The 20910-nt window shown below is 39.2% G+C and carries 20 protein-coding genes; 13 read left to right on the top strand and 7 right to left on the bottom strand.

Annotated elements, in window-relative coordinates:
- Nucleotides 1-58: 58 nt before the first annotated feature.
- Genes BN985_RS00740 through BN985_RS00730 form a run of 3 tightly spaced genes read right to left on the bottom strand, consistent with a single transcriptional unit; the run spans nucleotide 59 to nucleotide 3632 of the window.
- Nucleotides 59-1957 (bottom strand): PTS fructose transporter subunit IIABC, encoded by a 1899-nt coding sequence (locus tag BN985_RS00740; RefSeq protein ID WP_042220500.1) that lies wholly within the window; start codon nucleotides 1955-1957, stop codon nucleotides 59-61.
- Between the two features lie 5 nt (nucleotides 1958-1962).
- Nucleotides 1963-2883, bottom strand: a complete 921-nt coding sequence (gene pfkB, locus BN985_RS00735; RefSeq protein WP_042220499.1) for a 1-phosphofructokinase — start codon at nucleotides 2881-2883, stop codon at nucleotides 1963-1965.
- Nucleotides 2880-3632 (bottom strand): DeoR/GlpR family DNA-binding transcription regulator, encoded by a 753-nt coding sequence (locus BN985_RS00730; RefSeq protein ID WP_042220498.1) that lies wholly within the window; start codon nucleotides 3630-3632, stop codon nucleotides 2880-2882. Before BN985_RS00730 ends, pfkB begins: the two co-directional genes overlap by 4 nt.
- Before the next feature lie 370 nt (nucleotides 3633-4002).
- Here BN985_RS00730 and BN985_RS00725 point away from each other — a divergent pair, with 370 nt between their 5' ends.
- Complete coding sequence (locus tag BN985_RS00725) at nucleotides 4003-4536, top strand: HD domain-containing protein (RefSeq protein WP_042220497.1); 534 nt, start codon at nucleotides 4003-4005, stop codon at nucleotides 4534-4536.
- Nucleotides 4537-4633: 97 nt separating this feature from the next.
- Here BN985_RS00725 and BN985_RS00720 read toward each other — a convergent pair whose 3' ends face one another.
- Nucleotides 4634-5653, bottom strand: a complete 1020-nt coding sequence (locus BN985_RS00720; RefSeq protein ID WP_042220496.1) for a D-alanyl-D-alanine carboxypeptidase family protein — start codon at nucleotides 5651-5653, stop codon at nucleotides 4634-4636.
- Between the two features lie 202 nt (nucleotides 5654-5855).
- On the opposite strand from BN985_RS00720, the gene BN985_RS00715 reads away from it, so the two are divergent.
- Nucleotides 5856-7040: an MFS transporter gene (locus BN985_RS00715; protein ID WP_042220495.1), complete on the top strand. Its 1185-nt coding sequence runs from the start codon at nucleotides 5856-5858 to the stop codon at nucleotides 7038-7040.
- 31 nt (nucleotides 7041-7071) lie between these two features.
- Here BN985_RS00715 and pepT read toward each other — a convergent pair whose 3' ends face one another.
- Nucleotides 7072-8301 (bottom strand): peptidase T, encoded by a 1230-nt coding sequence (pepT, locus tag BN985_RS00710; protein ID WP_042220494.1) that lies wholly within the window; start codon nucleotides 8299-8301, stop codon nucleotides 7072-7074.
- A gap of 205 nt (nucleotides 8302-8506) precedes the next feature.
- On the opposite strand from pepT, the gene BN985_RS00705 reads away from it, so the two are divergent.
- Nucleotides 8507-9355: a sulfurtransferase gene (locus BN985_RS00705; RefSeq protein ID WP_042220493.1), complete on the top strand. Its 849-nt coding sequence runs from the start codon at nucleotides 8507-8509 to the stop codon at nucleotides 9353-9355.
- Nucleotide 9356: 1 nt separating this feature from the next.
- Complete coding sequence (locus tag BN985_RS00700) at nucleotides 9357-9923, top strand: DNA-3-methyladenine glycosylase I (protein WP_042220492.1); 567 nt, start codon at nucleotides 9357-9359, stop codon at nucleotides 9921-9923.
- Nucleotides 9924-10097: 174 nt separating this feature from the next.
- Here BN985_RS00700 and BN985_RS00695 read toward each other — a convergent pair whose 3' ends face one another.
- The gene (locus tag BN985_RS00695) at nucleotides 10098-11882 is read right to left on the bottom strand and encodes a methyl-accepting chemotaxis protein (protein WP_052360571.1); all 1785 of its coding nucleotides are present in this window, start codon (nucleotides 11880-11882) and stop codon (nucleotides 10098-10100) included.
- Nucleotides 11883-12058: 176 nt separating this feature from the next.
- Between BN985_RS00695 and BN985_RS00690 the strand changes: the two genes are divergently transcribed.
- From BN985_RS00690 to rsgA, 7 genes are all read left to right on the top strand, one after another.
- The gene (locus tag BN985_RS00690; protein WP_042220490.1) at nucleotides 12059-12571 is read left to right on the top strand and encodes an N-acetyltransferase; all 513 of its coding nucleotides are present in this window, start codon (nucleotides 12059-12061) and stop codon (nucleotides 12569-12571) included.
- Nucleotides 12572-12658: 87 nt separating this feature from the next.
- Complete coding sequence (locus tag BN985_RS19535; protein ID WP_332257398.1) at nucleotides 12659-12772, top strand: RAxF-45 family protein; 114 nt, start codon at nucleotides 12659-12661, stop codon at nucleotides 12770-12772.
- 194 nt (nucleotides 12773-12966) lie between these two features.
- Nucleotides 12967-14604: a ribosomal protection-like ABC-F family protein gene (gene abc-f / locus BN985_RS00685; protein WP_042220489.1), complete on the top strand. Its 1638-nt coding sequence runs from the start codon at nucleotides 12967-12969 to the stop codon at nucleotides 14602-14604.
- Between the two features lie 129 nt (nucleotides 14605-14733).
- Nucleotides 14734-14928, top strand: coding sequence for a helix-turn-helix transcriptional regulator (locus tag BN985_RS00680; protein WP_042220487.1), 195 nt, complete (start codon nucleotides 14734-14736; stop codon nucleotides 14926-14928).
- 1 nt (nucleotide 14929) lies between these two features.
- The gene (locus tag BN985_RS00675) at nucleotides 14930-15403 is read left to right on the top strand and encodes a hypothetical protein (protein ID WP_042220486.1); all 474 of its coding nucleotides are present in this window, start codon (nucleotides 14930-14932) and stop codon (nucleotides 15401-15403) included.
- An 85-nt stretch (nucleotides 15404-15488) separates the two neighbouring features.
- Nucleotides 15489-16313 carry an aldo/keto reductase gene (locus tag BN985_RS00670; protein WP_042220485.1) on the top strand — a complete coding sequence of 275 codons (825 nt, stop codon included), beginning with the start codon at nucleotides 15489-15491 and terminating at the stop codon, nucleotides 16311-16313.
- A 292-nt stretch (nucleotides 16314-16605) separates the two neighbouring features.
- Nucleotides 16606-17643 (top strand): ribosome small subunit-dependent GTPase A, encoded by a 1038-nt coding sequence (rsgA, locus tag BN985_RS00665; protein WP_042222804.1) that lies wholly within the window; start codon nucleotides 16606-16608, stop codon nucleotides 17641-17643.
- A 46-nt stretch (nucleotides 17644-17689) separates the two neighbouring features.
- On the opposite strand, the gene BN985_RS00660 is transcribed toward rsgA, so the two are convergent.
- Nucleotides 17690-18238 (bottom strand): HD domain-containing protein, encoded by a 549-nt coding sequence (locus BN985_RS00660; protein ID WP_198029956.1) that lies wholly within the window; start codon nucleotides 18236-18238, stop codon nucleotides 17690-17692.
- A gap of 188 nt (nucleotides 18239-18426) precedes the next feature.
- Between BN985_RS00660 and fni the strand changes: the two genes are divergently transcribed.
- The gene (fni, locus tag BN985_RS00655; RefSeq protein WP_042220484.1) at nucleotides 18427-19491 is read left to right on the top strand and encodes a type 2 isopentenyl-diphosphate Delta-isomerase; all 1065 of its coding nucleotides are present in this window, start codon (nucleotides 18427-18429) and stop codon (nucleotides 19489-19491) included.
- A 949-nt stretch (nucleotides 19492-20440) separates the two neighbouring features.
- Complete coding sequence (locus BN985_RS00650; protein WP_042220483.1) at nucleotides 20441-20902, top strand: DUF2188 domain-containing protein; 462 nt, start codon at nucleotides 20441-20443, stop codon at nucleotides 20900-20902.
- The last annotated feature ends 8 nt before the right edge of the window (nucleotides 20903-20910 follow it).

The raw sequence follows: 20910 nt of genomic DNA, 5'->3' as shown, positions 1-20910 counted from the left end.
AACGTAAAAAGGGTGCCCCTACATCTCTTGAGACACAGGGGGCACCCTTTCTGGATTATTAAACGATTCTCTTTTTGAGAACGCCTGCCAATATTGCGGCTGCGACAGCACCAAGTATAATAGCAAGTAGATAAAGTAAGGCTTGTGTAAATCCACCTTCGACAAGGCCGATTACGAAAACTCCACCATGTGGGGCTTGAAGCCCGATATTGAATAACATGGTCAAACCTCCTGTTACTGCTCCGCCGAACATAACAGATGGAATAACGCGAGCCGGATCGGCTGCTGCAAACGGAATAACACCTTCTGTAATGAAGCAGGCACCTAACACGTAAGCTGTTTTTCCTGCTTCACGTTCTGTTTTATTAAACTTGTTCTTAAACAAGGTTGTGGCGATGGCCATACCTAGTGGAGGAACCATTCCAGCTGCCATTACGGTTGCGATAAATGAATAGTTACCAGCATCAAGCATAGCGATACCAAATGTATAAGCTGCTTTGTTAATTGGACCACCAAGGTCAAAGCCCATCATCGCGCCTAAAATAATACCGACAAGCACTTGGTTTGTTCCACCCATTCCCTCTAGGAAGGAAGATATACCAGTATAAACCTGAGTAAGTGGTGGATTAATCAGCATCATAATAAGCCCGGTTATTGCGATACTAAATAACGGGAAGAATAAAACAGGTTTTAAGCCTTCCAAAGCATTAGGCAATCTAGAGAATGCCTTTTTAACAAATAGCGTTACATAACCGGCAAGGAAACCGGCAATCAGACCACCGAGGAAACCAGAACCTCCGTCAGCACCGTCTGCTCCTGACACCGTGATTGCAATCAGACCACCGACCATACCTGGAGCAAATCCTGGACGCTCGGCAATACTTGAGGCGATAAACCCGGCAAGAACTGGTACCATTAAGAAGAACGCTTTATCACCACCAATGGTCTTCAACATTGCTGCGAATGCATTGTAGCTATCACTGTCTGGGTCGGTTGCTTCAATTCCCCAGAAGAAGGACAGGGCGATTAAGATACCACCACCAACTACGAATGGTAACATATTGGATACACCATTCATTAAATGCTTGTAAAAGCCATTTTTACCTTCTTTTTCGGAGGACTCATCTTTTCCGCCCTCATGTTTGTACACAGGAGCATCTTGTTCAGCAGCTCGTGTTAGCAAGCTGTTAGATTCATGAAGTGCTTTCCCAACAGGTGTTTGAATCACATGCTTCCCATCAAAACGAGCCATTTCTACTTTTGTATCAGCTGCGACAATGATTGCGTCAGCTTCTGCTATTTCTTCCTCTGTTAGACGGTTTTTAACACCACTTGAACCGTTTGTTTCTACTTTGATGTTAATTCCCATTTCTTTTGCTGTCTCGTTAAGCTTTTCAGCAGCCATATACGTATGCGCAATCCCTGTAGGACAGGCTGTTACAGCAAGAATTTTTTTAGAATCTGCAGGAGCTTCTGTCATAGGTTCTTCAGGCTCTTCAAGCTCTGCTTCTTTTTGGTTTACTGCCTCTAGTATTTGTTCAACTGAGGTAGCGTCGTATATTTTACTACGGAACTTCTCATCCATCAAAAAGGTAGATAAGCGAGAAAGTGCCTCTAAATGTGCGTTATTTGCGCCATCGCTTGCTGCAATCATGAAGAAAAGGTGAGCAGGCTGCCCGTCAAGTGAATCATAATCAATTCCTTCGGCAGAACGACCAAAAGCAATTGCCGGATCTTTAACTGCAGCTGATTTAGCATGAGGGATGGCGATACCTTCACCAATTCCCGTTGTGCTCTGTTCCTCTCTCCCGAAAATTCCTTCTTTAAATTTCTCTTTATCATGTAATTTTCCAGCACGATCAAGCTGTCCAATTAGCTCGGTTAAGACATTTTCTTTCGTATTTGCCTGTAAATCAAGAATAATGGTCTCTTGTTTAAGCAATTCTGTGATTTTCATGTTCGTCACATCCATTCTACTGTTTCAATTTTAACTTCGTTCAATAACCGTTCCACATCTTCTTTTGTACATAAATCTGTCGTAAAGGCAGTTGCACTTCCTGTTGCAACACCGTATTTAAAAGCAGCCATCGTGTCGTTGTTTGTTACATAAGAGGCTAGAAAGCCGGAAACTAGAGAGTCTCCTGCACCAACTGTATTAATTGCTTTTCCTTTCGGGGCTGATGCAGTTAATACATGGTTAGCACTAACCAAAATCGCACCTTCTCCGCCCATGGAAACAATTACATTTTGAATACCGCTTTCAACGAGCTTTTTAGCATAAATGATGGCATCCTGCTTGGAGTTTATTGTCACATTGAAAAGTTCGCCCAGCTCATGTTCATTTGGTTTAATGAGAAAAGGCTTTTCCTTAATAAGCTCTTTTAATGCTGGCCCTGAGGTATCAAGTACAAAAGGAACGTTGTTTTCGCGACATGTTGCCAAGATACGTCGGTAGTCTTCTATTTTTATGGAATTGGGCAGGCTACCAGCCAGAACGAGCCAATCCTTTTTCGTAAGGGATTGTAGTTTAGCTGTTAATTGTGCCAACTGGTCTTCGGTAATATTGGGTCCTGGACCGTTTAACTCAGTCTCTGTATCAGCTTTGATTTTCACATTAATCCTTGTAATGTCTTTGGTCGCAATGAAATCTGCGTGTACGCCTTCCTGTTTCAGGAAGTCCATTACATAATCTCCTGTAAAACCACCAGCAAAGCCGGTCGCCGTGGTTTCGATGCCTAGTCGCTGAAGAACTCTAGAAACATTAATTCCTTTTCCACCTGGATAGTAATAGACCTCGCTTGTCCTATTCAACGTCCCGCTTTGAAAGGCGGGGAGGTAGGTAGTGTAGTCGATGGATGGTGTCATGGTGCATGTGTATATCATATGTGTATCACCTCTACTGTTTTCATTGCGGTAAGTTCGCTTTTTATATTTTCGGGTAAATTCCCTGTAATTAAGGTAGCCTCTTCCAAGTCACCAATTTTTGCAAAGTTAACTTTGTTTAGCTTGGAATGATCTGCCAGTACATATGCACGTTTGGCAAAGTTTCCTGCAATCTGTTTAATACTTGCTTCCTCAGGATCTGGTGTTGTATAGCCAAATTTTAAATCAAAGCCATTTACACCAAGAAAGCATTTATCAAAACGATAGCTTTTAATCGACTCTATTGCCTTTTGACCTATAAGCGCACTCGTTTTTGTTTTTATTTTGCCACCTGTTAAATAGGTAGATATCTCATGTTCCATTAAACGCTCAACCAAATTTAAACCATTTGTAACAACCACTATATCTTTGTGCTGTAAAAAAGGAATCATCTGAAAAGTTGTCGTGCCAGCATCAAGAAAAATGCAATCTCCATCTTCTACTAAAGAAGCGGCATGCTGTGCAATTCTTTTTTTATCTTGAAGGTTTTTGGTGGATTTCTCCAAAATGCTCATTTCACGAATCTTTTGCTCCGTCCTTGTAGCACCACCATGAATTCTTGTTAACATTTTTTTCTTCTCTAACTCTGTTAAGTCACGGCGTATTGTGGATTCCGAAGCTTTTGTTACGTCAATCATTTCTTGTATAGTAACAGTCTGCTTTTCCTTGAGGAGATCCACAATTATGGATTGTCTTTCCATTGTTAGCATATTGGATCACTCCAGTACGATTGATTCATCCAAATTATAAGGTAAACGATTGCAAAAATCAACCAGAATCAATCAAAAACAATCAAAAATAATCACGTAGAGGAGGGGATTGTTTAAAACAGTAGAAATTAGGTAATTAATCTATTGCAAAAGCCTTTTATAAATGCTATAGTCATAAAAATTTATCCCGGAGTAACCGTCCGTAAAACTCCCATTTAAAACATGAAGTGAAACAGTTTTTAGTGGGAGGAGACGGACGCTACCACCCCGATTCGTTCACCAAACAATCAGTTGGGGAAGAGCGAAAACCCTCTTTGATTGAAGTTTTACTTTATATACATTACCGACGTGTAAGAAAGGAGTGAAAGATATGAGGAAAGTCACCTTGGAAGAGGTATTTAGCCATCCAATTACGCAAAAGTATTTAAAGCGTTCTGGTGTTGCACATGCCATATCAGTCGCGGAATATGCCTTTAGGTTTGCCAAAAAATATAATGTCAATACAGACCATGCCACTAAGGCAGCACTGTTGCACGATGTTGGACATTACACATGGTATAGAGACGGAGAATGGGATTATGATTTGTATAAGGAAAATGATATACATGCGATTAAGGGGGCGAGCCGTGCCCACAAGTTGCTAATCAGAATTGGGGAGGATCGAATGGCAGCTAAAGAAATAGCTGTCGCAATTTTACTCCATACGGACTCCTATTTACCGGAAGGAGAGTTGCAGTTAAAGCCACTGCAACAAGTAGTGAATATGGCTGATGAAGCCGATGAAGAGGCTGGTGGCAACCATCATTATAAGAAAATAGATGAACAGGTTGCATTGGAGCGCATCCGAAAATTAGATAGCCAAATTGACCAAGTGGAAAGAGAAAGGGCAGAGGGAATTAGCTAGTGGCCTCTTAATGACCCCCTGACCTTTGCTTATAAAGACTTTTATTAGGTGATGTAGTCAATAAAAAAACCTGTTCCATTAGAACAGGCTGTCATACTTATTCTTCAAAATATTCTTCTAGGGTTATGCCCTGTTCCATGATTTCTTTTGCTGTTTTTTCTCCAACATATCGGATATGCCACGGCTCATACTGGTATTGTGTAATCTCTTCTTTCCCCTCAGGAAAACGTATGATAAACCCAAATTGAGCTGCATTTTCTTTTACCCATATACCCTCATCTGTTTTACCGAATTCCGTGTTTAATTGAAAATTCATCTCAGGACTCGTTACATCCATTGCTAGGCCAGTTTGATGTTCACTTTCACCCGGTCTAGCACTGAAATTGTTGGCAGCCTCTTCTCCATGCTCTGCTGCGTTACTAGCAAATATGGCATGTTGTCTATCATAAGAGCGAAATCCTGATTGTGCATATAAATCCATACCCGCTTCATCTGCGGCTTTAAATAATTTTTCTAATTTTATTGCAGCTATTTGACGCATCTGCTTTTTAGGTAGGTCTTCTGTGAATGGGAAGCGGACGTTAGGTGTCACTAAGTCTTCTGGCAAGTAATCACCAGGTAGCGCATATTCTTTATTTACCAATGCAAGCTGATCATATGGATTGCTTATAATCGGAGTCCCATATGTTGTGGTCGTTGATTCAGCTTTTTTAGGAAGTGCTTTTCCTGGTTGGAATTTTGCTTCGGCATCTTCTAACACTATGCTTAGAATTTTTTGAGTAGCTTCATTATAAACCCCGGATACTGGTGTTTCTTCAAATTGTAACTGCAAGTCTGTGACAGCCCAAGTAGTAGCTTCATCGTAAACTCCATTATCAGAGATGGTGTAGCCTATTTCTCTTAGCGCTTTTTGCAAAGAGGTAACCTCTTCTCCCTGGTCTTTCTTTTGTAGCGTCCCATTGGGTGCAGTAATTTCTTCTTCTAACTCTTGGGTAGTGGTTGACTCTACCTTGTCTAAAGAGTTATCATGCTGCTGTTCTTGCGGCTCTTTATTATTAGAAGAACAACCGGAAATAACCATAAGTATTGCTAGAGCTATACATAGTCTTTTTAACATCATAAACTCTCCCTAGCTTGGTTTTATATATTAATTAAATATATGAACCTAGTGCAGAGCATATGTGATAAATAAATCTATTAATTCCATTTTTTATATAGAATAATAAAGTAAATTTTAAATGGTGTTGAAAAGAGTAGTAGTAACACATGACATACTTAGGCATAGGCTGAATTAGTACAAAAACGGGTGGGGGAAGCCTATGGACATTTCACGAAAGTGGCAAGCTGCTATGATTGCTATTCTCTTCTTTTGTGCTTTAGCCGTAGTGTCAAGTGTTTATACTATGACACCATTGACGCAAGCATTGATGGCGAGTTTTCAGATTAATAGTACGCAAGCAGCAGGGGCAGCGAGCATTTTTTCTCTATTTTATGCTGTGGGCTTTTTAGTGTTTGGTCCTATTGGGGGGCGCTATGGATCTAAACGTACCATGATGACAGGCTTAATAATCCTTGGTGTAATTACTGGGTTAAGTGGGCTTGCTGAAGATTATCAGACCTTGCTTTTATTTAGAGCATTGCAAGGATTTTTTGCAGCCTCTTTTGCTCCTAACGCACTAATTTACGTTTTCCAGGTTTTTGAGGAGCGTCAACGCATTACCGCCATCAGTTTTATTAGTTTTGGATATGTGACTGCAGGGGTCTTCGGTCAAATCTTTGCAACGGTTGTAGAGCAATATTATTCATGGCATGCAATTTTCTTCGCATTTGGAGCAATGTATTTTGGTATCTTTCTTATTATGTTATTGGTCTTTCCTAAAGAGCAGAGGGTAATCAACCCCTTCCGTTTAAGGCAATATCCACAATCGATAGGACGGCTTTTCAAAAAAAGAATTCTCCTCTACTGCTATGTCGTCACAAGCGTCTTGCTTCTTTCATTTATAGGAATGTATACGATTTTAGGAGGATACTTACAAAACGCGCCATACTTCCTGACAGATCAACACCTTTTAGTCATACGATCAGCTGGGTTTATAGGAATGGTTATTACCTTCAGTTCAGGATATTTTGTGAGAAAATTTGGTGCTACGGTAACACTACGAGGTAGTCTTTCTATGAGTGTAATAGGATTAATTGGGGTGGGGTTGTTTTCAGATCCCTTTCTAATTACTATCATGAGTATTCTTTTTGTTGCTGGGATCTCGCTCACGTTCCCGGTTATTATGCTGTTAATTGGAAAATGGGGAGGAGAAGAGAGAGCGACTGCTTCTTCTATGTATGCTTTCATTCTTTTTATCGGAGCAACTCTTGGCCCAATGCTTGCTGTATCTTTTTTTGAAGCGTTTGGCTTTATGGTTAGTTGCTTCATGCTTGCAGGTATCCTTTGTATTGGCTCTATCTTTTCCTTGTTTATTCGGGAAAAGATGGAAGAGGCTAGGGCGTAGCGTACCTAACCCCAGCCTCTATTCCAAAACACTATTGTGCTTCGTATAATTTGCAAATTTCCACAATAACATTAGAAGCTTTTTCCATATTTTCTACAGAAATATATTCGAATTTCCCATGGAAGTTTTCACCACCAGTGAAGATGTTTGGTGTTGGTAAACCCATGTATGAAAGCTGGGATCCATCTGTGCCACCACGGACAGGCTGGATGATCGGTTTAATCCCTAGGTTAGTCATAGCGTCCTGTGCGATGTCTACAATTTTCATCACGGGTTCAATTTTCTCACGCATGTTGTAATATTGGTCTTTTAATTCTAATTTGATACTTTCATCACCGAATTTTTCTTTGATTTCCTCTGTGAATTTTACGAATGTCTTTTTCTTAGCCTCGAATTTTTCCCTATCGAAGTCACGAATAATGTAGGTTACTTCAGCCTTTTCTACATCACCAGAAACGGAAATTAAATGATAGAAGCCGTCATATTTATCGGTATACTCCGGTGCTTCTTGTTCGGGAAACTTTGAGATGAAAGAAGCAGCCATCTTTCCGGCATTCACCATTTTGCCCTTGGCTGTTCCTGGATGAACACTATTCCCGTAGAAAGTAACGCGGGCGCCGGCTGCATTAAAACTTTCATACTGTAATTCCCCAAGCGGACCGCCATCGACCGTATACGCATAATCTGCATCAAAACGTTCTACATCAAATTTATGAGGCCCTCTTCCAATCTCTTCATCAGGTGTAAAAGCCACTCTGATTTTTCCGTGTTTTATTTCCGGGTGTTCAATTAAGTAATGCATTGCTGTCATAATTTCTGCAATTCCAGCTTTATTGTCAGCTCCAAGTAAGGTCGTTCCATCTGTTGTGATTAATGTATGGCCCTTATAGGATGGTAGCTCTGGAAAATCCTCAGGAGTAAGCACAACATTCAATGCTTCGTTAAGCGTTAAGCTATTGCCATCAAAATTTTCGACAAGCTGTGGATTTACGTTTTTACCCGTAAAGTCTGTGGCGGTGTCAAGATGGGCTAGAAATCCAATGGTTGGAATATCTTTATCCGTATTAGCAGGCAATGTAGCCATCACATAGGCATTATCATCAACTGTTACATCCACTAGACCAATTTCTCTTAATTCCTTTACCAAAAGGTTGGCTAACTCAAATTGCCCTTGGGTAGAGGGGGTTTCCTCATTTTGTTCATTCGATTGTGTATCCATTTTCGCATAGGTAATAAAGCGATCTATCAATTCTTGTTTCAATGTATTCATCCCCCTGTTTTAAAATTTAGATATATTGCTAGTATACCGTATCATGGATTATCTGAACATTGAAAGAACGATGGTCTATACTTTCTTATTTCAGGAAAATTAACAGCAGGAGTTGGTTTAGGTTCCGCATTACGTTAAAATAAACGAATAAGATAAATTATTTTTGATGAAAATATAACCCACTGGAGGGGTAGTAATGTCCTATATTATTAGTGTAGAACGATTGAAAAAACGCTTGGAGAATGAGAATAATAAAGACAATACGGTAATCGTGGATGTACGCTTTCAATTAACAGATTCAGAGGCGGGGAGAAAGCAATATATAAAGGATCATCTACCTGGTGCTGTCTATCTGGACTTGGAAAAAGATCTTTCAAGCAAGCCAGAAAAGCATGGTGGTAAGCACCCCCTTCCTGATATGACTGCCTTTTCTAGGAAACTAGGGAAAATTGGAATTGATCATGAAACGACCGTAGTCATCTATGACCAGGAAAATGAAATGTTCGCTTCTAGACTATGGTGGCTTCTCCACAGTCTAGGACATCAAAGATCTTATGTTTTAGACGGTGGTTATAACGAATGGGTTAGACAAGGAAACGATATTACGGATCAGATGCCTGAGCTAGACTCTAAATTGTTTCGGCCTATTATCCTTGAGGGACAGACTGCTAACATAGAAGAAGTAAGGGAGAAACTGGAGAATGATACGGCGATATTAATTGATTCTCGAGAAAGAGAAAGATACTTAGGGAATAAAGAGCCACTATACCATAAAGCTGGACACATTCCAGGCGCTAAAAACTACTTTTGGAAAAATGTGCTTAATTCCAAAGGAGCTTGGAAAAAAGACATAGAATTAAAAGATCAATTTTCAAACTTATCAAAGGACACACAAATTATTGTCTCGTGTGGTTCTGGTATTTCAGCCTGTCCGAATGTACTTGCTTTGAAAATGGCAGGCTATGAAAATGTAAAACTATATCCAGGTAGTTTTAGTGATTGGATATCTTATGACGAAAATGAAATTGAAACGAAGGAAGAGTAGAATGGAAAAAGAACGTTGTGGATGGGTGACTGAAGATCCCCTTTATATTGCTTATCATGATGTAGAATGGGGCGTCCCAGTAAAAGATGATAGGAAATTATTTGAAATGCTTTGCTTAGAGGGTGCTCAGGCTGGATTAAGCTGGATTACTATTTTAAAAAGAAGAGAGAAGTATAGAGAAGCATTTGATCAATTTCAACCAGAAATAGTAAGCAAGTATGACGAAACAAAGGTGGAGCAATTGCTTACAGATGAAGGGATCATCCGTAACAAATTAAAAGTGCGTTCTGTTGTGACGAATGCCCAAGCCTTTTTACGGGTGAAAGAGGAATTTGGTAGCTTTCAGTCTTATATTTGGAAGTTTGTTGGTGGAAAGCCTATCGTAAATCATTGGAAATCACTCGAAGAGGTTCCAGCTGTGACCGAGGAATCTGAACGGATGAGTAAAGATTTAAAGCGCCGTGGGTTTAAATTTGTTGGTCCAACTATTTGCTATGCCTTTATGCAAGCAACAGGCATGGTATGGGATCATACCGAAACATGCTTTTTAGCTCAGAGTAAAAATTGATAAAACTAAAAAACTACGTTTACTGCATACACAGCACACGTAGTTTTTTATTAATCATATTAGGGTTCTGTAAAGGGAGTCGTTTGATCATAGAGGAGCTTTGCGATCATTCTAAGCTATAGACACGTCCACTATACTTGCAACCTTATACTTTTTTTACTGTGTCTCTTAAAATTATTTTAACTTAAAGACTTTTAGTTCCTGGTTTAATTGCTCCGCTAACTTGGCTAACTCATCTGCACTGTAGGATACTTCTTCCATCGAGCTCGATGTTTGCTGTGCAGAAGCGGCAGCTTGTTCTACTCCCGCAGCTGACTCCTCTGAAACGGATGCTATTTCCTCAATTAAATTATTCATCTCTTTACTATTCTGGGAAATCTCCCGTAGGTTAGATGAGATAAACGTAATCTTATTGGCCATCTCAGAAACAGAGGCGTTAATAGAATTAAAATTTCTACCTGTTTCTTCTATTTGTTTGGTACCTTCTTGGACTTCCTTATACCCATCACTTAACGAACCGACTACCTCTGTTGTTTCAGATTGGATGCGTTGAACAATGTTTGTTATTTCTCCAACGGAGGAGGCAACCTGTTCAGAAAGCTTTCCGACTTCATCTGCTACTACCGCAAATCCCCTGCCATGCTCCCCAGCTCTCGCAGCTTCTATGGCAGCATTTAATGAAAGTAAGTTCGTCTGATCTGCAATATCTTTTATAACAAGAACGAGCTTAGATATTTCATTGGATTGTTTATCAAGACCTTGTACTTTATCGACGGAGGTAGACACAATCGTATCAATCTGTTTCATTTGCGCGACTGATTTATTCATTAAGGCTGTTCCTTCATTCGTTAAGTCCAGCACTTTCGTAGAATTTTGTGCAGCCTCTTGCCCGTTTTGTTCTGAGAGTTCTACTTTTTGTACAAAATCATTCATATTTTCAGATAGGTCGGAAGCACTGTTTGCCTGTGTTTCAGCACCTGTTGACAGCTCTTCCATCGTCGTAGCTATTTGTGTATTTCCTTCACTTACTTCCTTGGAAGATTGTGTCAGCACCTCACTTCTCGAGGAAACAGAGTTGGAAGCATCTGCTACTTTCATTAGTATACTGTGAATGTTTCCCTTCATTTTATTGACCGCTGCAGCTAGCTGACCAATCTCATCTGTACCTTCGTAATCCATATCGGAAGTCCTAAGATTTCCATTTGCGACTTCGGATGTTACTCCAACAATCTTCTTAAGATGCTTCGTTATAATTCTACTTATAATGATCATTAATGGGATACCGATTATTGCTGCAAGAATGGTGGCGATCGCTAATGTTATAGCACTTCCTTGAATACTAGATTTTGCATTCTGAACCGATTTATTTTGGTCATCGTTAATAAGTGTTATCAATTCATTAACGTGTTCAATAGTTTCGGTTCTTAACCGGGAAGTATAATCACGAAGTGAATTTGCCATAATAGATTGTCCTTCCTCTACGGCTGGGACAATTTGTTCAGTGAACGCTCTATCAGTTGATTCATTGTTGCTAACAATGGCATTGAAATTAGTCCGTTGCTCATCAGTTTCCATAGATGGTTTAAGTTTTTCTGCAAGGGCTAAGAACTCTTCCTGGTACTGGATGAATTGCTCTTGGTATTTTTCGCTCTCCGTAAGTAGGTAATCAGCAATTTGAACATCCTTTGCTTGAATCAAGTAGGCCATATCAGCCATATCATTTACCCTCGAACTACTTTTCTCAATTTCTTTAATATCTTCCTGCCCCTTGGTTAATAGAAAAAACACTACACAAGCTGACGCAACAAATAAAAGCAATGTAAAAAAGAAAACAGTTATATATTTACGGCCTATACTAACATTACGCCAAGCAAACTTTTTGAGAAGCTTGGGTCGAGAGGAGTTCCGCCCATTATTCTCTTTTATTTTCTTTGGTTTTTTTGATCTTTTAAACTTCACAGTTCTGCCCCCATTAAAAAAACGTTTACTTTTAGTATCGGCTAACTTTTCTAAGTCTTAAGTACTATTGTAAATTTTATGAAAAATTATTTTCAGACACTTGCATTAAAGGGTCATTATCCTGTAGAATAGCAAATTGTGTGTCTGAGACTTATTAATAAATAAAGGTGATATAGATGGTTTATTCAGCATTTTTAGATAAAGAAAAAGGAAGAGACGAATTAAAGGAAGAATTAGATTCCTTGGAAATACAGTTACATCGGATGCAGAACAATATGAAAGAAATTGCAAAAAAATCCGAGATTATTAGCATAGATCAGGCAAATGAAGAACAATGGGTCATTATATATGCGGACAAAGGTAAGAAAAATTGCCAGGTCATGCTTCATGAATGCACAAAGCCTTACCGTGGCGACTGGGATTCTGCCATTCAGGCTGAGTTCCGGAGCGATTCAACGCTTCATATTGCAGACATAAAGGGCGTACAGAATAAAGGTTTTGGTTCTGTGCTTATGAAGCATTTAAAAGAAATAGCTAGAGAAGAAAATATGCAATTCATTACAGGTGATATTGTCGAAAGAGATTTTGATCATGTAAATAGACTGAAGCACTTTTATAGGAAGCACCACTTCAATATTAAAATTGATCATGAACATCTTTCCGGTGAGATCGTTTGGAATGATAGATAGTCACAAAATAGCTGTCTGAAAATTAACTTGACGCTATAGGGTCTAATCGATTAAGCTTTAAGAAGTATATTAAAGGAGGTGGGTTAGATGAATCGTACTGGAAGTATGGCTAAATTCAGGGAGTACCTTTGGATTTGTTATGCACTTTTTTCCATCCATTTTATTCAAGGGACACGTATGTCCTTTTCAGGAGTAAAATAATGGAAAAACCAGTAAGAGGCATCTACCTGCTACGGATTTAGGACGACAGGGAGCGGTTGCTCTTTGTCGTCTTTTTTATGGTTTATACTTTTTTGAAAATTGTTGTATGTTTAGCTATGCAAATATAAATGCAGTGAAAACAATAACAATACCAACCATTTGTAGGGATGTCTCTTCTATAGGAGGCAAAACAAATGATTTTATGCAGTTTACGAAATGTGACGCAAATAATTGGTGCAAATACTATTTTTCAAGATATAAATTTCGAAATCAAACAAGGTGAAAGAATTGGGCTAATTGGAAGAAATGGGGAAGGAAAAACGAGCCTCCTAAATCTGATCGCAAAGGAATCAGATCAGGAAAGTGGCATGATTTCTTGGAAGAAGGGTCTTCGAACAGGGCTTTTAAAACAAATTGCCATGCCGGATGATAAAAAGACTGTAAACACGTTAATGTATGAGGTATTTGAAGAGTTAAATAAAATAAAAGATAAAATGACGACCTTAGAGCATCACATGGCAAATGAAAGAGATTCTAATAAGCTTGATCGATATATGGAAAGGTATGGGTCTTTATTAGACCAGTTTCAGCAGGACGGCGGGTACGAAATGGATGCCCAGGTGCATCACGTTTTGAATGGTTTGCAAATGACCGATTTGGAAAATAAAAAATGGCACCAGCTCAGTGGGGGAGAAAAGACGAAAGTAGGTTTGGCACAAATATTGTTGAAAGCGCCTGATCTCCTGTTGCTTGACGAACCTACGAACCATCTAGATTTTTTAGCAATAGAATGGCTCACTACTTTTATTCGACAATACAATGGCACAGTGGTAATTGTCTCCCATGACCGTTATTTTTTAGATGAAACAATATCATCCATTTTGGAAATGGATCAGGGGGAAATTATAAAGTATCACACGAACTATACGGGTTTCGTGAAAGAAAGAGAAACGAGACTTCTAAAAGAGTTTCAGCAATACGAAGACCAGCAGAAAAAAATTCATAAAATGAAGGAAACAATTAAACGTCTTAAAGAGTGGGCTAACCAGGCCAATCCCCCTAATGATGGTCTACACAGACGGGCAAAAAGCATGCAAAAGGCACTTGATCGACTTACTGTATTAAAGAGACCGATTATTGATCAGAAGAAAATTGATCTCGATTTTGAAATGGGTAAACGTAGTGGGAAAGAAGTTTTAAAGCTTGATCATGTTTCAAAGCAGTATGGGAACCAATCTCTGTTTGAGGATTTATCCTTACTAGTCCGTTTCCGGGAACGCATTGCATTAATAGGCGAAAACGGAGCAGGAAAAACAACGTTGCTCCACCTGATGCTCGGGTTAGAGATTCCTGATCAAGGTTGGGTAAAACAAGGGAGTAACCTCTCCATTGGCTACCTTTCCCAGCATATGCTGGAGATGGATGCGAACAGAACCGTCCTAGAGGAGTTTCGGGAGCATGTTGCCGTTACAGAAGGGGAAGCAAGAGGAATCCTGGCAACCTTCCTTTTTTATGGTCCAAGTGTTTTTAAAAAGGTAAAGCAGCTTAGTGGTGGAGAGAGAATGCGGCTACGTTTAGCAGAGCTTGTTTATCAAAAACACAATCTACTATTATTAGATGAGCCGACCAATCATTTAGATATAGAATCAAAAGAGGTGCTGGAAGAAGCACTGGAACAATTTGAGGGAACGATTATAACCGTCTCCCATGACCGCTATTTTCTTGATCGCTTATTTCCTGTTACCTACCTACTTGCAGATCAGAAGCTTACAAGGTTCGAAGGTAATTACACCTTTGCAAGAAAGAAATGGTTGGAGAGGAACGAAGGATAAAGTAAATACGAGGGCTTGTCAGTATCTCGACTGGCAAGCCTTTTTTAGAAAATGAATTGCAATATATATATGTCTAATGTAATATATAAATAACAAATGTAATGTATATATAACAAAGTGGAGGTCTCCATGGTAAATAGAATAAAGTTAGCGAGAATGGAAAAGGGATGGACTCAAGAACAGCTTGCAAGCAGGGTAAAGGCAACGAGGCAGACAATTGGCCTAATAGAAAAAGGTGAATATAATCCAAGTCTTAATCTTTGTATTGCCATTTGTAAAGAACTTGGGAAGACATTGGATGAACTATTTTGGGAGGGATTTTAATATGAAATCATTTTTAAATTATTTACTACCTGATGACGAGTATAAGAGAACTCGTATACTGTATTTTCTCGGAGAGAGTGCAGTGATTTTGGCTCTAGGGGCGTTTATATTTGCAGCGCTAGAAATTTTTTTGTTTGATCTAGGAGAGTTTGATATAGCAATTACACTATTTATCGTTTTTGGTTTTATTGGCACTTATACATACATGCGTTATATCTTCTCGGGTATTGAATTTACAAATGTCTATAATCAGAAACAGTACAAGAAAGAGCGAAAGTTCAGGTTTATTGCTGCAATTTCTTCAGGATTTGTTTTTTTTATAGTTATTTTTCTGTTTAATGGTAAGCCATCTAATACAGAAGATTGGTTTGACATCATTGGACCTTCCGTTTTCTTTATTATTTTCCTATTCTTATTTGATTACATTTCTCTTAAACGTTCTTATCGAAAGAATAAAGAATTAACGGATGATTAGTAGAGGTCTTTCAAGCATAAGAATACATGTTTTCTAAATCAGTGTGATAAAATAAGGACATTTCATATGGAAGGGAAGTTGAACGATGCAGTATGTAACGCTTAATAATGGATTAGAAATGCCACAGTTAGGTTTTGGCGTTTGGCAGGTACCTGATGAGGAAGCAACTCCTGCTGTAGAAAAAGCAATAGAAGTTGGCTATCGTTCTATTGATACCGCAAAAGTTTATGCGAATGAAGAGGGCGTTGGTAAAGCGATTGCTAACAAAAACGTCCCACGTGAAGAGCTGTTTATTACAACAAAGGTTTGGAACAGTGATCAAGGTTATGAAAATACATTAAAAGCGTTTGATGCAAGCTTAGATAGACTTGGATTAGATTATGTGGATCTGTATTTAATTCATTGGCCAACACCAGAATTTGATGACTATGTGGAAACATATAAAGCGCTAGAAAAATTGTACAAGGATGGTCGTGTTAAAGCTATTGGAGTATGTAACTTTAATATCGAACATTTGCAACGTCTATTGGACGAGTGTGAGGTCGTACCTGCTGTTAATCAGGTTGAATGCCATCCATACCTACAACAAGCTGAGTTGAAGGCTTTCTGTGATAAGCACAACATTTACCTGGAAGCTTGGAGCCCATTAATGCAAGGTGGAGAAGTATTAAATAATAGTGTTGTAACAAATATTGCTGATAAATATAGCAAAACACCTGCACAAGTTATTTTACGTTGGCACTTACAGTATAATAACATTGTTATTCCTAAGTCGGTTACACCTTCACGGATTGAAGAAAACTTTGATGTATTCGATTTCGAATTAAGTGAAGAAGATATGAAAGAAATTAAAGGATTGGACCGTAACGAAAGAAAAGGTCCAGAACCAAGTGAAATGAACAAACGTTAATACAGACATTAGAGGAACCAGATGCAGTGCATCTGGTTCTTATTTTTTATAAGCAGGATTTTTTACTGTTAAGTCGAAATAATAACATGTGAGATATTTTTTCACACTAACATTAAAAATCGATAAGATGTAAAGACGCGTTTTATCCATTTTGGAAGGAGTGGTGGTTTATGAGTGTAAATAAAATAAGAGAACAAATCAGAGCCAAAAACTACAAAATGGAGGAACGTTCAAATTAATTAAACGGTTCCTCCTAAAAACTGGAGGAAATGAATTGACCAATTTAGAAAAAATGGGATGGACCCAACCTATAGAAAAAGAAGAACACGACAAACTTGCTAGAGTGCTGACAGTTCAAAAAAACAGCTACCGCCTTTCGGACGGCGATAGGGAATTTTTGGGGCAGGTAAGCGGAAAGTATTTGCATACTGCTAACGGGACACTTGATTTTCCGGCTGTTGGTGACTGGGTTGTGGTAGAGAAGCTATATGATGAAGAAAAGGCAGTGATAAAAGAGCTTCTCCCTAGGACTAGTCAGTTCATTCGGCAAGCAGCTGGTGATCGAACCGAGGCACAAATCGTTGCAGCGAATATAGATACAGTATTTATTGTGAATGCTTTGGACCATGATTTTAATAGTAGGCGGATAGAGCGCTATATTTTATCTACCTATGAAAGTGGAGCTTCCCCTGTTATCGTTCTAACAAAGAAAGATTCATGTACTTTGGAAAGAATAGAAGAGGTTATTTCTGATACAGAAGAAATTGCAATAGGAGTGCCCATTATCTCTGTTAGCGGCCAAACAGGGGAGGGGTTAGATCAATTATTATCTTATCTACCCCCAGGCAAAACGGGGGCTCTGCTAGGTTCGTCAGGAGTAGGGAAGTCGACATTAATAAATACACTGCTTGGAAAAGAAGTCCAAGAAACAAAAGAGATTAGAGAAGATGATAGTAAGGGAAGGCATACGACGACGCACAGGGAGATGTTTCGTTTGCCAAACGGAGCGCTTCTAATTGACACTCCTGGTATGAGAGAGTTGCAATTGTGGGATGGCCAAGAGGCAATAGGTACAACTTTTCAAGACGTGGAAGCATTGGTGGAAGCGTGCCGTTTTACAGATTGCAAACATGACACGGAACCTGGTTGTCGGGTGAAAGAAGCGATAGATAACGGAGAATTATCTACTGATCGATTTCAAAGTTATTTGAAATTGCAACGAGAATTGGCGTATGAAAAAAGAAAGCAGGACCAAAAAGCTTTAATTGAAGAAAAGAATAAATGGAAGCAGGTTAGTAAAGATCAGAAAAAGAAATATCGAGCAAGATAAGGCAACCCCTCTTACAGTTCTTGGGCTGTAAGAGGGGTTGTGAAATTCAAGAAAAATCAAACACACGTTTGATCAAATTTTCATATTCTCTAAAATAGGTTGGAATATCTTTTTCCTCCAACCCAACATACATGGCTTTACAAATGGATTCGTTGTACCATCTTTGTTTATCTACACCTGCGTTGAAGTTTTTCCAAGCTGCTTCTGATCCTAATTGTTTAATATCTTGTTCTTGACCGAGTAAGTTATCTAATTTATCAGCCACAATCAAATATTTTACTTCCTTTGACCCACTTCGGATAGTATCGATAGTATGCTGTTTTCTTTCCTCCCAAGATTTTGACTTATCTTCCGTATGGGCTGCAACAAGTTCGGCTACTTTGCTTCCAAAATGATCCTCCATGTCCTGTATTTCATAGGGTGTATCTTCCACAACATCATGCAAATATGCTGCGCAAATAAGCTCCTCGCTGCATCCTTCTTTCTCTAATCTTCCTGCTACTCTAATCGGGTGTGTTACATATGGTGCATTGGAGTTTTTTCTGGTTTGTCCCTCGTGCGCCATTTCGGCAAATTTTTTTGCTCTTTCCCTCAATATCGTCGCCTCCTTTATATAGAGATTATTATGCCGTCTATTTCGCTTATCGTTATTGTATAGGTTTGTTCCCAAACTGTGCAATAATAAATCAGCGAGTGGGTCTTCTCTTTCATTTCGGAATAGAAACAAGTAAACTGGTGCTATAATAAAATTTGGTTTAGTTCTAGTTGAGGAGGCTATACATAGTGGAAGAAGGTATAAATAGAAGAAAAACAGAACACATCCGCCTTTGTCTTGACGATAATGTGGAGGGTGTAAATAAATCAACAGGGCTAGAAGGGATATCCTTTATACATAACGCTTTACCTGAAATAAACTTTGCAGATATAGACTTGCAGACTTCATTTTTAAACAAAGCGCTAAAGGCGCCATTTTTGGTGAGTTCTATGACTGGTGGTAGTGAGCTGGCTGCAAAAATCAATCAGAATCTTGCTATTGCTGCAGAAGAGAAGGGTTGGGCTGTTGCGTTAGGTTCAACGCGAGCATTGCTTGAAAGTGACGCCCATAAAGAGTCGTTTCTCATTAGGAAACAGGCACCGACTGTACCACTTATAGCAAATTTAGGAGCAGTCCAGTTGAATTATGGATACGGAGCGGACGAGGCACAGCGGATTGTAGAGCTAACAGAATCAGATGCGCTTGTCCTTCATTTGAATAGCTTGCAGGAAGCAGTCCAAGATGGTGGGGATTTAAATTTTGAGAATCTCCTACCTAAGATCGAAGCTGTTTGTAAGCAACTTCAAGTACCTGTTGGAGCCAAGGAAGTCGGCTTTGGCATCGATGGCACAGTAGCAGAAAAACTTTATAATGCAGGAATATCCTTTATTGATGTTGCAGGAGCTGGTGGAACTTCTTGGAGCCAGGTGGAAAAATTGCGATCTCAAGACCCATTAAGGAGAGCAGCTGCTGAGGCATTTAATAATTGGGGGTTACCGACGAAGGACTGTATTGTTTCAGTTAAAAGTAGCAAGGCTGCAGTGCCTGTGGTGGCAAGTGGCGGAATGAAAACAGGAGTCGATGCTGCAAAAGCTATTACACTAGGAGCAGATGTAATCGGCTTTGCCAGACAACTACTACAAGCAGCAACCGAGTCTGCAGAATCTGTTTTAAGAACAATGGATCAAATTGAACTAGAACTGAAAATGACGATGTTTGGAATTGGAACAAAAACCTTAAACGAATTAAAAAATACAAATCGTGTTTCGGTGATGGGAAAATCATTACTAAATAATAAGACAGCTGAGGAATAATCTCAGCTGTCTTTCTCTTTACCAGAATAACTCTCACACGTGCAAAATGGAGATCGAAGAGAGATCTGAGCAGAATGCCCGTCATCGAGGTAATGAAGTGCAAGAGGAAGAAGAAATCCAAGCAAAATGCACGTGATCGAGGTGATGAAGTGCAAAAGGAAGAAGAGATCCGAATAAAATGCCCGTCATTGAGGTAATGAAGTGCAAAAGGAAGAAGAGATCCGAATAAAATGCCCGTCATCGAGGTGATGAAGTGCAAAAGGAAGAAGAGATCCGAATAAAATGCCCGTCATCGAGGTGATGAAGTGCAAAAGGAAGAAGAGATCCGAATAAACTGCCCGTCATCGAGTTTATGAAGTGCAAAAGGAAGAAGAAATCCGAATAAAATGCACGTCATCGAGTTTATGAAGTGCAAAAGGAAGAAGAGATCCGAATAAAATGCCCGTCATCGAGGTGATGAAGTGCAAAATCAAGAAGAGATCCGAATAAAATGCCCGTCATCGAGGTAATGAAGTGCAAAAGCAAGAAGAGATCCGAATAAAATGCCCGTCATCGAGTTTATGAAGTGCAAAAGGAAGAAGAGATCCGAATAAAATGCCCGTCATCGAGTTTATGAAGTGCAAAAGGAAGAAGAGATCCGAATAAAATGTACGTCATTGAGGTAATGAAGTGCAAAAGGAAGAAGAAATCCGAATAAAATGCCCGTCATCGAGTTTATGAAGTGCAAAAGGAAGAAGAGATCCGAATAAAATGCCCGTCATCGAGGTAATGAAGTGCAAAAGGAAGAGACTTATGAAGGCAATAACATTAGAACCTGGCGAAAAAACGGAGGTGGATCAATACTACACTTCAGATGAAACACCATCTAGATTTCAGTACGTGTTTGAATGATGTTTGGAAGGCAATGCGAAAAGGGTATGATACTTAAAAAGTAGCTAGGAGGAAAAATATGCCCTGGACCATGAATGATTACCCGTCTTCAATGAAAAACTTACCGGATATAACAAAAAAGAAAGCAATAGATATTGCCAATTCTATGCTTGATGAAGGATATGAGGAAGGTAGGGCTATTCCGATTGCTATCGATCAAGCCAAGGAGTGGCGAGACAACGCAAGTAAAAAAGAAGTAAGAGAATATGAAGAGGGTGGTAAGCCAACGAAAAGATCTGAAGAGGGTAAGCGATATGATGATAACCCGGAACGTTTAGAAGAGGGTGAACATGTCTTATCCCACGAAGATGGATGGGCAGTTTCATCAAGTAACGCTGAGAAACCAAGCGATGTATTCAATAATAAAGAAGATGCAATCAAGCGTGGTCGCGAAATTGCTAAAAATAAAGGAACATCTTTAACCATTCATAAAGAGAATGGAGACGTCCAAGAAAAACAAAACTATACAGATCAATCGTAATCACTTCC

Origin of the sequence: Oceanobacillus manasiensis (genome assembly GCF_000724085.1) — a bacterium.
In the GTDB taxonomy this organism is placed as follows: Bacteria; Bacillota; Bacilli; order Bacillales; family Amphibacillaceae; genus Oceanobacillus_B; species Oceanobacillus_B manasiensis.
This window is presented reverse-complemented; position numbering and strand designations above follow the sequence as displayed.

Coding starts and splice junctions, on each gene's coding strand:
- BN985_RS00740 (WP_042220500.1), bottom strand. CDS start 1,957: ATGAAAATCACAGAATTGCTTAAACAAGAGACCATTATTCTTGATTTA.
- pfkB (WP_042220499.1), bottom strand. CDS start 2,883: ATGATATACACATGCACCATGACACCATCCATCGACTACACTACCTAC.
- BN985_RS00730 (WP_042220498.1), bottom strand. CDS start 3,632: ATGCTAACAATGGAAAGACAATCCATAATTGTGGATCTCCTCAAGGAA.
- BN985_RS00725 (WP_042220497.1), top strand. CDS start 4,003: ATGAGGAAAGTCACCTTGGAAGAGGTATTTAGCCATCCAATTACGCAA.
- BN985_RS00720 (WP_042220496.1), bottom strand. CDS start 5,653: ATGTTAAAAAGACTATGTATAGCTCTAGCAATACTTATGGTTATTTCC.
- BN985_RS00715 (WP_042220495.1), top strand. CDS start 5,856: ATGGACATTTCACGAAAGTGGCAAGCTGCTATGATTGCTATTCTCTTC.
- BN985_RS00705 (WP_042220493.1), top strand. CDS start 8,507: ATGTCCTATATTATTAGTGTAGAACGATTGAAAAAACGCTTGGAGAAT.
- BN985_RS00700 (WP_042220492.1), top strand. CDS start 9,357: ATGGAAAAAGAACGTTGTGGATGGGTGACTGAAGATCCCCTTTATATT.
- BN985_RS00690 (WP_042220490.1), top strand. CDS start 12,059: ATGGTTTATTCAGCATTTTTAGATAAAGAAAAAGGAAGAGACGAATTA.
- BN985_RS19535 (WP_332257398.1), top strand. CDS start 12,659: ATGAATCGTACTGGAAGTATGGCTAAATTCAGGGAGTACCTTTGGATT.
- abc-f (WP_042220489.1), top strand. CDS start 12,967: ATGATTTTATGCAGTTTACGAAATGTGACGCAAATAATTGGTGCAAAT.
- BN985_RS00680 (WP_042220487.1), top strand. CDS start 14,734: ATGGTAAATAGAATAAAGTTAGCGAGAATGGAAAAGGGATGGACTCAA.
- BN985_RS00675 (WP_042220486.1), top strand. CDS start 14,930: ATGAAATCATTTTTAAATTATTTACTACCTGATGACGAGTATAAGAGA.
- BN985_RS00670 (WP_042220485.1), top strand. CDS start 15,489: ATGCAGTATGTAACGCTTAATAATGGATTAGAAATGCCACAGTTAGGT.
- rsgA (WP_042222804.1), top strand. CDS start 16,606: ATGGGATGGACCCAACCTATAGAAAAAGAAGAACACGACAAACTTGCT.
- BN985_RS00650 (WP_042220483.1), top strand. CDS start 20,441: ATGCCCTGGACCATGAATGATTACCCGTCTTCAATGAAAAACTTACCG.